Origin of the sequence: Microbulbifer sp., from assembly GCF_051659245.1 — a bacterium.
Lineage (GTDB): Bacteria > Pseudomonadota > Gammaproteobacteria > Pseudomonadales > Cellvibrionaceae > Microbulbifer.
This window is the reverse complement of record NZ_JBOFOC010000101.1, coordinates 1-3,331: the sequence shown is the minus strand read 5'-3', so window position 1 is coordinate 3,331 and position 3,331 is coordinate 1. Positions and strand designations below refer to the sequence as shown.

Sequence of the window (3,331 nt, the reverse complement as noted above, 5' to 3'; positions counted from 1 at the left end):
CCCGAAGGGAGCCCCCCAGATTGCCCACAGCGGCGTTGCAGCTCTTGAAAATGGAATGACCATTCCCTGCGAGCTGCGCCTAACTGTGGACAATCTGGGGGGCTCTGGTATCACTATTTAGTTCCATACAGGACACTAGTTAACGCTCTGCTTGTCGCTGTCCTCTTCTTCGCGGTGCTGGGCCAGGGCCGGCTGCTCGAAGCGCTCCAGCTGCGCCAGCAGTGGCTGCGTCTGGGTTTTGAAGCGGGCCATTTCCGCGGAGGGGATCGATTTGGCCTTGGGCAGTTTGCGCACGATGGTGGCGGGGTTGCGGTGGCGGCCGTCGACCAGGAATTCGTAGTGCAGGTGCGGGCCGGTGGCGTAGCCGGTGGAGCCGACCTTGCCGATCACCTGGCGCTGCTTCACCCGCTGTCCGCGTTTTACCAGGCGCTTGCTCAGGTGCAGGTAGCGGGTGACGTAGCGCTCGCCGTGCTGGATAAATATATAGTTGCCGTTGGGCTTGCTGTAGCCGGCCCGGACCACGCGGCCGTCGCCGGCGGCGTATACCGGCGTGCCGGTGGGCGCGGCGTAGTCGGTGCCGTTGTGCGGACGGCGGGTCTTGAAAATGGGATGCAGGCGGCGGGGGTTGTAGTGGGAGCTGATGCGGCCGATATCCACCGGGGTGCGGATAAACGCCTTGCGCATGCTTTTGCCATCCGGCGTGTAGTAGTTGGTGTCGCCGTTGACGTCGGTGTAGCGCACGGCGCTGAAGGTCTTGTCCTGGTTGGTGAAGGTCACCGCCTGGATGGGCCCGTCGCCGATCTTTTCCCCATCCAGGAACTCTTCATCGAAAATCACGCTGAAACGGTCGCCTTTGCGGATGTCCAGGGCGAAGTCGATATCGGAGCTGAAGACGTCCGCCATAGCCATGATCAGGTTGTGGCTCAGGCCCGCATCGCTGCCGGCCACGAACAGGGAGCTCTCGATCTCTCCGTGGCGGTAGGCAGTGTAGCTGTCCGCCTGGCGCTGGTGCAGGGTGTATTGGAAGTCGTCGGATTCGTCGCGTTTGAATTCGATCCGGTTCAGGCGGTCGCGGTACAGTTCCAGGCGCTGCAGTGCGCCTTCGCTGTCCGTGCGGAAAGTCAGCTCTTCTCCGGGGGTCAACTTGGCCAACTGGCGGGCCTCGTCGCTACTGGCCAGCAATTGGTACATCTCCGCGCTGCTGACGCCGGCTCGCTGGAACAGGTCCGACAGAGTGTCGCCGTTCTGCACTTCCAGGTTCTGGCTGCGCAGTTCGCGGCCGGCTGGGTCGTTGTCGACGAAATCCGTTCTGGCGGCATCGCTGTCGATGGAGGATAGGGTCACCGGTAGAGAGTGCCTCTTCGCCTCCACTTCCGGGGTGGAGACAAACAGGGTCAGCGCCAGGGCAAAGCTGGCGCCACAGGCAGCCAGGGCGTGGGTGCGCGGAAAGTGCTGGCGCAGGGCGCCGAACAGGCGCGGCGGCGATTTGCGATGGTTCTGCATGGTCTTAACAGGTGGCGCTACTTGTGATTGTTATCCGAGCTCTCGGCGTCCAATGCCTAAAAAACGAACACTGAAGCGGCTTTATAACAAAAATTCTGTCGCCGTTCACGGGATAATTGACCTGTCCGTCCATGTTTCAGTTCCTCTGCTCTGTTCCCTGGGCAGTGGTGCGGGCGCTTGTATTTGGCGCAATATCCGGTAATGTTGCAGCCCGTTTCGCCGCCGTTCGGCGGTATTGATCAACAGATACGTATTTGAAAGGGGAAACGATGGCCGGGGTCGACGCGACACTGCTCAAAGACTTGGACCGCCGTGGACTGATCAATCAGGCCACTGGTGACGGCGAGCTGACACAGCATCTGGCGGAGTGCCGGACTCTCTATTGCGGTTTCGATCCCACTGCGGATTCCCTGCATATTGGTAGTTTAGTACCACTTCTCACCTTGAAGAGGTTTCAGGCGGCAGGACACAAACCGATCGCTCTGGTTGGCGGTGCCACCGGTCTGATTGGCGATCCATCCTTCAAGGCCCAGGAGCGGAGCCTCAACAGCCCGGAAGTGGTCGATGGCTGGGTGGAGAAACTGAAACGCCAAGTGTCGCAGTTCATCGATTTCGACTGCGGAGAAAACAGCGCACTGGTGGTCAACAACCTGGACTGGACCAAAGACCTCAGCGTGCTCGATTTCCTGCGCGATGTAGGAAAGCATTTCTCCGTCAACAATATGGTGAACAAGGAATCCGTCAAACAGCGGATCCAGCGCGAGGGTGAGGGCATTTCCTTCACCGAGTTCGCGTACATCCTGCTGCAGTCCATGGATTTTTCCGAGCTGTACCGGCGCCACAACTGCACTCTGCAGATTGGCGGTTCGGACCAGTGGGGCAATATCACCGGCGGTGTGGACCTGACCCGGCGCCAGCACCGCGGCAAGGTATACGGCATGACCCTGCCGCTGGTGACCAAGGCCGACGGCAGCAAGTTCGGCAAAACCGAGAGCGGCACCATCTGGCTCGATGCCAGCCGTACTTCCCCCTATGCCTTCTACCAGTTCTGGCTGAATACCGCCGACGCGGACGTATATAAGTTCCTGCGCTACTTCACCTTCCTCAGCGTGGACGAGATCGAGGCGATAGAAGACGCCGACCGCGAGCGTGCCGGCAGGCCCGAAGCCCAGGGCATCCTGGCGCGGGAAGTGACCCGGCTGGTACACGGTGATGAGGGGCTGGCGGCCGCGGAGCGGATTTCCCGGGCGCTCTTTTCCGGGGAAATCGCCGGGCTGTCGGCGGGTGATCTGGAGCAACTGCGCCTGGACGGTCTGCCCAGTTCCAGCCTGCCGGCGGAATTCGGCGGGCAGAGCCTGATCAACCTGCTGGTGGAGGCGGGGATGGCCCCGTCCGGCAAGCCGGTGAAAGACGCGCTGGGCCGCAAAGCGGTCCTGGTAAATGGCGAAACCGTGGGCCTTGAGAGCAACGCCGAGCCGCAGTCGGTGTTCGCCCCCGGCAGGGCGTTGGCCGGCCGCTTCTTTATCGTGCGCCTGGGCAAAAAGAAGTACCACATGTTTGAGCTCGCGGGCTGATTTCGCAGGGCAATCCCGCCTCCCGGAATTATTTTCCACTGTTTGCCGGAAAACCCTTGCACGGCCCCCTCCGACCTCGTATAGTTCGCGCCCTCGCCGCTGAGCAAGCGGCGCGGAGCAAGCGCCAAGTAGTTGATTTTCTTAAGAAAATTGTTTCAAAAAGCGCTTGCCAGGGAGAGGGAGGCGGCTATAATGCGCGCCACCTCAAGGGCCGCCGGAGACGGCAGTCCGGGGGATTCAAGGCGAGGCTGAAG

Annotated in this window: 2 protein-coding genes; one reads left to right on the top strand and one right to left on the bottom strand. The window is 61.2% G+C overall.

Going from position 1 to position 3,331, the window contains the following annotated elements; all coding sequences use genetic code 11:
- Nucleotides 1-135 precede the first annotated feature (135 nt).
- Nucleotides 136-1,503 (bottom strand): peptidoglycan DD-metalloendopeptidase family protein, encoded by a 1,368-nt coding sequence (locus tag ACRC0P_RS10895; RefSeq protein WP_438630764.1) that lies wholly within the window; start codon nt 1,501-1,503, stop codon nt 136-138.
- Nucleotides 1,504-1,772: 269 nt separating this feature from the next.
- On the opposite strand from ACRC0P_RS10895, the gene tyrS reads away from it, so the two are divergent.
- Nucleotides 1,773-3,077: a tyrosine--tRNA ligase gene (gene tyrS, locus ACRC0P_RS10890; RefSeq protein WP_438630762.1), complete on the top strand. Its 1,305-nt coding sequence runs from the start codon at nt 1,773-1,775 to the stop codon at nt 3,075-3,077.
- Nucleotides 3,078-3,331: the final 254 nt, after the last annotated feature.